1 protein-coding gene, 2 tRNA genes, 2 rRNA genes and 1 pseudogene are annotated in these 7,629 nt (G+C 38.5%); 2 read left to right on the top strand and 4 right to left on the bottom strand.

Annotation, left to right across the window (positions count from 1 at the left end):
* Nucleotides 1-154 precede the first annotated feature (154 nt).
* From AJ939_RS01790 to AJ939_RS01775, 4 genes are all read right to left on the bottom strand, one after another.
* A 23S ribosomal RNA gene (locus tag AJ939_RS01790) occupies nt 155-3,213 on the bottom strand.
* A gap of 726 nt (nt 3,214-3,939) precedes the next feature.
* Nucleotides 3,940-4,016: transfer RNA gene (locus tag AJ939_RS01785), tRNA-Ile, on the bottom strand.
* An 8-nt stretch (nt 4,017-4,024) separates the two neighbouring features.
* Nucleotides 4,025-4,100 (bottom strand) — tRNA-Ala (locus AJ939_RS01780).
* A gap of 103 nt (nt 4,101-4,203) precedes the next feature.
* A 16S ribosomal RNA gene (locus AJ939_RS01775) occupies nt 4,204-5,716 on the bottom strand.
* The 16S and 23S rRNA genes sit together here with 2 tRNA genes alongside, the layout of an rRNA operon.
* A gap of 752 nt (nt 5,717-6,468) precedes the next feature.
* Here AJ939_RS01775 and AJ939_RS01770 point away from each other — a divergent pair.
* Together AJ939_RS01770 and AJ939_RS11335 are read left to right on the top strand one after the other, a co-directional pair.
* Nucleotides 6,469-7,224: a basic amino acid ABC transporter substrate-binding protein gene (locus AJ939_RS01770; RefSeq protein ID WP_044779581.1), complete on the top strand. Its 756-nt coding sequence runs from the start codon at nt 6,469-6,471 to the stop codon at nt 7,222-7,224.
* A 285-nt stretch (nt 7,225-7,509) separates the two neighbouring features.
* Nucleotides 7,510-7,629: pseudogene (locus AJ939_RS11335) on the top strand (hypothetical protein); the annotation flags it as partial.

Raw genomic sequence — 7,629 nt, 5'->3', positions numbered from 1 at the left:
TTATCTTTGATAAGTTTTTATATAGAATACTTAAAAAACAATGTTAAGAGCAAGTTCTAATACAAACTCTACTTGAAAGATTTCTATGAAACTCTAAATATTATCTATATTCAAAGTCTTCTTAAAAACCTTAACAAGGAAGTGATGCTTTATTAAAGATAAGCCAAACGCTCTATTAGTACTGGTCAGCTAAAGGACTTTCATCCATTACACACCCAGCCTATCAAACTAGTAGTCTTCTAGAGAGCTTAGAGAAGATTCATCTTAGAGTTGGCTTCACGCTTAGATGCTTTCAGCGTTTATCCTTTCCAAACTTAGCTACGCTGCGATGCTCTTGGCAGAACAACAGCTACACCAGTGGTTTGTTCAACCCGGTCCTCTCGTACTAGGGTCAAATCTCTTCAATCTTCTTACGCCCACGGCAGATAGGGACCGAACTGTCTCACGACGTTCTGAACCCAGCTCGCGTACCGCTTTAAATGGCGAACAGCCATACCCTTGGGACCTGCTCCAGCCCCAGGATGCGATGAGCCGACATCGAGGTGCCAAACCTCCCCGTCGATGTGAGCTCTTGGGGGAGATCAGCCTGTTATCCCCGGGGTACCTTTTATCCTTTGAGCGATGGCCCTTCCACACAGAACCACCGGATCACTAAGACCGACTTTCGTCTCTGCTTGACTTGTATGTCTTGCAGTTAAGCTGGCTTATACCTTTATACTCTACGAACGATTTCCAACCGTTCTGAGCCAACCTTTGTAAGCCTCCGTTATTATTTGGGAGGCGACCGCCCCAGTCAAACTACCCACCAGACATTGTCCCACTTGAGGATAACTCAAGCTGGTTAGCTACCCAAATAAGAAAGAGTGGTATCTCAACAACGGCTCATATACAACTGGCGTCATATACTCAAAGCCTCCCACCTATCCTGCACATTCTTATCCAAGTAGCAGTGTCAAGCTGTAGTAAAGGTCCACGGGGTCTTTCCGTCTTGCCGCGGGTAGGAGGAATTTTCACCTCCACTACAATTTCACTGGATCCCTCTTTGAGACAGCTCCCATCTCGTTACGCCATTCATGCAGGTCGGTATTTAACCGACAAGGAATTTCGCTACCTTAGGACCGTTATAGTTACGGCCGCCGTTTACTCGGGCTTCGATCAAGAGCTTCGCTAATGCTAACCCCATCAATTAACCTTCGAGCACCGGGCAGGCGTCACACCCTATACATCCTCTTACGAGTTAGCAGAGTGCTGTGTTTTTGGTAAACAGTCGGGAGGGACTCTTTGTTGTAAGTTTCTTCGCTTTCGGAGTAAATCCTAGTACGAAGCTAACCACACCTTATACCGAAGATACGGTGCTATTTTGCAGAGTTCCTTAAAGAGAGTTCTTCCACGCGCCTTAGAATACTCATCCCACCCACCTGTGTCGGTTTACGGTACGGGCAACATTAGCTAAACTTAGAAACTTTTCTTGGCTCGACGGCATCAGGGGTTCTTCTATCCATCCGAAGACTTCAAAAAGCCTTTCAGTTCTCGGAGTGTTCTTATACGGATTTGCCTATATAAGCTCCTACGACCTTAGACTAGCACTTCCATCCGCTAGCCCCCTTAGCCCTAAGCGTCCTTCCATCGCACACTAATGTTGGTATTGGAATATTAACCAATTTGCCATCGTCTACCCCTTTCGGACTCGACTTAGGACCCGACTAACCCTACGATGACGAGCATCGCGTAGGAAACCTTGGGTTTACGGCGTTAATGATTCTCACATTAATTATCGCTACTCATGCCTGCATGCTCACTTCTATTCGCTCCAGCACTCCTTACCGGTATACCTTCGACGCAAATAGAACGCTCTCCTACCACTTGCACACAACTTAAACTACTTAAACTTTAAACCAAGAATATTTTTACTGATTTTACTAAGTTTTGTTTCTATCTTTACTCTATAAAAATCAGTAAAAATATAACTTAAAACATATAACTTAGTTTTTTATATTCTAAACTTAAATAATCTAAGTTGTGTGCAAGTCTACAGCTTCGGTACTTACTTTAGCCCCGTTATATTTTCCGCGCAAAATCACTAGACCAGTGAGCTATTACGCTTTCTTTAAAGGATGGCTGCTTCTAAGCCAACCTCCTGGTTGTTTAAGTAACTTCACATCGTTTTCCACTTAAGTAAGATTTAGGGACCTTAGCTGGTAGTCTGGGTTGTTTCCCTCTTGACGACGGATTTTATCACTCGCCGCCTGACTGCTGTGATTACATATAAGGTATTCGGAGTTTGATAGGGTTTGGTACATTGGTGTATGCCCTAGCCCATTCAGTGCTCTACCCCCTTATATTACGACACAACGCTATACCTAAATATATTTCGGAGAGAACCAGCTATCACGAAGTTTGATTGGCCTTTCACCCCTATCCACAAGTCATCCCGGGGCTTTTCAACGCCTATGGGTTCAGTCCTCCACTAGTTCTTACACTAGCTTCAACTTGCTCATGGATAGATCACTTCGTTTCGGGTCTGCAGCATCTGACTAAGCGCCCTATTCAGACTCGCTTTCGCTACGGCTTCGCGTTTGCTTAACCTTGCCAGACACCACAACTCGCAGGCTCATTATGCAAAAGGCAGTCCATCACACTGTATTGCTACATAGTGCTCTGAATGATTGTAAGCAAATGGTTTCAGGTTCTATTTCACTCTGATCACCTCAGTTCTTTTCACCTTTCCCTCACGGTACTTGTGCACTATCGATCTGGTATTAGTATTTAGGGTTGGATCGTGGTCGACCCGGATTCAGACAGGATTCCTCGTGTCCCGCCCTACTCAGGATACTGCTAGCTAAGCTTTGTTTTTCGCATACGGGACTATCACCCTCTATGGCTATACTTTCCAGAATGTTCTGCTAAACTCAGCTCTTGCACATTGCAGTCCTACAACCCCCAGTGCAAGCACTGGGTTTGCCCTCTTGCGCTTTCGCTCGCCGCTACTGACGCAATCTCTATTGATTTCTTTTCCTGAGGGTACTAAGATGTTTCAATTCCCCTCGTTCGCTCCTATATAGGTAATGTATATCTCTATACATTGGGTTGCCCCATTCGGAAATCTACGGATCAAAGCTTCTTGACAGCTCCCCGTAGCTTATCGCAGTCTAGTACGTCCTTCATCGCCTTTACCAGTCAAGGCATCCACCATTCGCTCTTAGTAGCTTACCTTTTGATGTTCTTTTAGCAGATGAGCAAAGCTCATCTTAAAGAACCAAAGCTAAAGGCCTACCCCGCCAACCTAAAAGATATTAGGCTTAAAACGAAATAAACTAAACATTCATTAAAAAATTAATGTAGATAAAGCTTCAATTCTTAATCACTAAAAAAACAATTTGCATAAAAGTTAGATATAACCTAACTTCTACCTTTTTTATTGATTCTAAAACGCATCACTTCCTTGTTAAAGTTTTTATGATAAGACTTCTTTATCTTAAGACGGAAAGCATTCAAACCTTAATATAGAAACTAAATGATTTAGTCTTAACTAAGCTGTGAGTTTGAAACTTGTCTTTAATTTATAAATCTTAAATCTAATATTCTCTTTATTTTAAAGATAAAGATAATTAAAAGATATAAGTTAAACCAAAGAAAAGATAAATAGGTTTTATCCTTTAACAAGTCCTGTAAAATTGTTTTTATTAAAACTTGCTTGTGACTCTTAACAATGATAATTAAAAAGAACATTTAGGTTTAAAACCTAAAGGAAGTATATATATTAATATAATCATTATAAATATAAATACATAATGTATATGCTACTTATATCTATTAAAGTATATTCTTTTATAGTTAAAGATAAAAAAATAAATCTAAGTATAGAGTTTATATTTTATATTTAATCTACTTTATATACTTGCTTTAGATTTTAAAGCTTTTTTATTCAAATCTTTTTTATGGTGGGCCTAACAAGACTTGAACTTGTGACCTCACCCTTATCAGGGGTGCACTCTAACCAGCTGAGCTATAGGCCCTTAATAAATGGTGGAGAATAGCGGGATCGAACCGCTGACCTCCTGCGTGCAAAGCAGGCGCTCTCCCAGCTGAGCTAATTCCCCATAAACAATTAGCTTTATCATCAATCTTTGAAATCTAAACAAGAATCAATTGAGTTTATATATTTGAAGTAATAGTGGTGAGACTTATTACTTTGTACTCTAGAAAGGAGGTGATCCAACCGCAGGTTCTCCTACGGTTACCTTGTTACGACTTCACCCCAGTCGCTGATTCCACTGTGGACGGTAACTAGTTTAGTATTCCGGCTTCGAGTGAAATCAACTCCCATGGTGTGACGGGCGGTGAGTACAAGACCCGGGAACGTATTCACCGTAGCATGGCTGATCTACGATTACTAGCGATTCCGGCTTCATGCTCTCGAGTTGCAGAGAACAATCCGAACTGGGACATATTTTATAGATTTGCTCCACCTCGCGGTATTGCGTCTCATTGTATATGCCATTGTAGCACGTGTGTCGCCCTGGGCATAAGGGCCATGATGACTTGACGTCGTCCACACCTTCCTCCTCCTTACGAAGGCAGTCTATTTAGAGTGCTCGGCCGAACCGTTAGCAACTAAATACGTGGGTTGCGCTCGTTGCGGGACTTAACCCAACATCTCACGACACGAGCTGACGACAGCCGTGCAGCACCTGTCTCTAAGTTCTAGCAAGCTAGCACCCTCATATCTCTATAAGGTTCTTAGGATATCAAGCCCAGGTAAGGTTCTTCGCGTATCTTCGAATTAAACCACATGCTCCACCGCTTGTGCGGGTCCCCGTCTATTCCTTTGAGTTTTAATCTTGCGACCGTACTCCCCAGGCGGTACACTTAATGCGTTAGCTGCATTACTGAGATGACTAGCATCCCAACAACTAGTGTACATCGTTTAGGGCGTGGACTACCAGGGTATCTAATCCTGTTTGCTCCCCACGCTTTCGCGCCTTAGCGTCAGTTGAGTTCCAGCAGATCGCCTTCGCAATGGGTATTCTTGGTGATATCTACGGATTTTACCCCTACACCACCAATTCCATCTGCCTCTCCCTCACTCTAGACTATCAGTTTCCCAAGCAGTTTAATGGTTAAGCCATTAGATTTCACAAGAGACTTGATAATCCGCCTACGCGCCCTTTACGCCCAGTGATTCCGAGTAACGCTTGCACCCTCCGTATTACCGCGGCTGCTGGCACGGAGTTAGCCGGTGCTTATTCCTTAGGTACCGTCAGAATTCTTCCCTAAGAAAAGGAGTTTACGCTCCGAAAAGTGTCATCCTCCACGCGGCGTTGCTGCGTCAGGGTTTCCCCCATTGCGCAATATTCCCTACTGCTGCCTCCCGTAGGAGTCTGGACCGTGTCTCAGTTCCAGTGTGACTGATCATCCTCTCAGACCAGTTAAGCGTCATAGCCTTGGTAAGCCATTACCTTACCAACTAGCTGATACTATATAGTCTCATCCTACACCGAAAAACTTTCCCTACTCAACTTGTGTTAAGCAGGAGTATAGAGTATTAGCAGTCGTTTCCAACTGTTGTCCTCTTGTGTAGGGCAGATTAACTATACCTTACTCACCCGTGCGCCACTAATCCACTTCTAGCAAGCTAGAAGCTTCATCGTTCGACTTGCATGTATTAGGCACGCCGCCAGCGTTCACTCTGAGCCAGGATCAAACTCTCCATAATAAACCTTCTTTAGCATCAAGGCAAAGCCTTGACTAAGAAGCAAGCTAAAGGCCTACCCCGCCAACCTAATATAGATAAACTACTTAGATTACATTAAAGAGATAAACCTTATTACTTTTATAGATAGTTTAATCTTTTTCTTCAAAGAAAAAGTTATAAAAGATTAAAAGAAAAGCTTTTAATCTTTTTAAATTAGATTGAATAGATTTTACATAATTGCTTATGCCTAAATCTTTCTGGCTCAATCGATCACTTATTTAGATTTCAAAGATTGACTAATAAGATTTGAATAACAATACTAAGTTAAAAGAACAAAACAAAAAATCATTTTTAAAAGAAAAGTTTTTAAATTAAAAACAAGATTTATAAAAAAGCTTTTTAGTTTTAAATTAAAAAATTAAGAAAGTTAAAAACTCAAATAATTTAAAAACTTAAAAAATCTAAAATAAAGTTAATTTATAAAATCTACTCAGTTAGTGAAACTTTATAATTTAAAAGATTTTAAGTCCTTTTTTCAAAAAAAGGAAATGAAAGTATAACCAATTAAACTTAAAAGGGGATTAAATAAAGGATTAAATAGTATAAATATTTGTGTAAGTATTTATATAAGTATTTGATGGGTTTTTTGAAATTTGTATAAATAATATACCAAGGATTACTTACTTTTAAACATTGTAAAAAGCAATCAGACTTAATTAAATATAAATTTAAAATAAGTATAATTTTAAAACATTTTATATCAAAGGAAGAAAATGAAAAAAATATTTAGTGTTGTTTTAGTTGCCTTGATTGGCTTATTTTTAAACGCTTGCAATGATTCTAAAAACAAAGAAACAAATGCAAGCGTAGAATTAAAGGTTGGAACCGCCCCAAACTATAAACCTTTTAACTATAAAGAAAATTCAAAACTTACAGGTTTTGATACGGATCTAGTAGAAGAGATCGCCAAAAAAAATGGTATTAAAATTGTTTGGGTTGAAACCAATTTCGATGGGCTAATACCTGCTTTAAAAGCTGGTAAAATTGATATGATTGCCTCGGCTATGAGTGCAACGGATGAAAGAAGACAGAGTGTTGATTTTACTAAACCTTACTATATGAGTAAAAATCTTTATCTTAAACTAAAAAGTAACAATTTACTTCAAACAAAAAATGATTTAGAAGGTAAAAAAATAGGAGTTCAACTAGGAACTTTACAAGAAAATACTGCAAAAGCTATCAAAAATGCACAAGTGCAAAGTAATAAAGATTTAAATATTGCTGTTTTAGCACTAAAAAACAACAAAATTGATGCTATTATCGCAGATGAAGATACTGCTAAAGGTTTTTTAGCTGAAAATCCAGAATTGGTAAGTTTTTACCAAGAAATGGATGGTGGAGAAGGCTTTAGCTTTGCTTTTGATAAAAACAAACAAAAAGAATTGGTAAAAATTTTTGACAAAGGTATAGATGAGACAAAAACCAATGGATTTTACAATACTTTGATCAAAAAATATGAACTAGAGTAAGCGTGAAAATTCACGCTTATACAACTTAAATCTTCGTTGCGTTTTGTAAAATAACATTTCATACAAATTTACTCTCATTAAATCAATTTTTTATATAAAATAAAATTTAAATTGAAATTTTATTTTATATAATAATCAGTATTTAATTATACTTTAAGTTTAAATATTTTATTATTCCGCTATTTTATTTTTATATTTTATATTATTATTAAAAAATAAATAATATGAAATTAATTTCAAAATAAATCATTTTAAATAAGGAAGGAGAAAAATATTTGAGTAAAAATATTATTTCAAGTAAGGTGTCTACGGGGGGGGGGGATTAAAGAACCCTGTTTAAATTCTAAAAAGATAGTTTTATCTTTAGCTACTATTTCTTTCTTAGCGAGTTGTGCTAATGCTACA

Origin of the sequence: Campylobacter sp. BCW_6889 (genome assembly GCF_001762535.1) — a bacterium.
Lineage (GTDB): Bacteria > Campylobacterota > Campylobacteria > Campylobacterales > Campylobacteraceae > Campylobacter_D > Campylobacter_D jejuni.
This window is presented reverse-complemented; position numbering and strand designations above follow the sequence as displayed.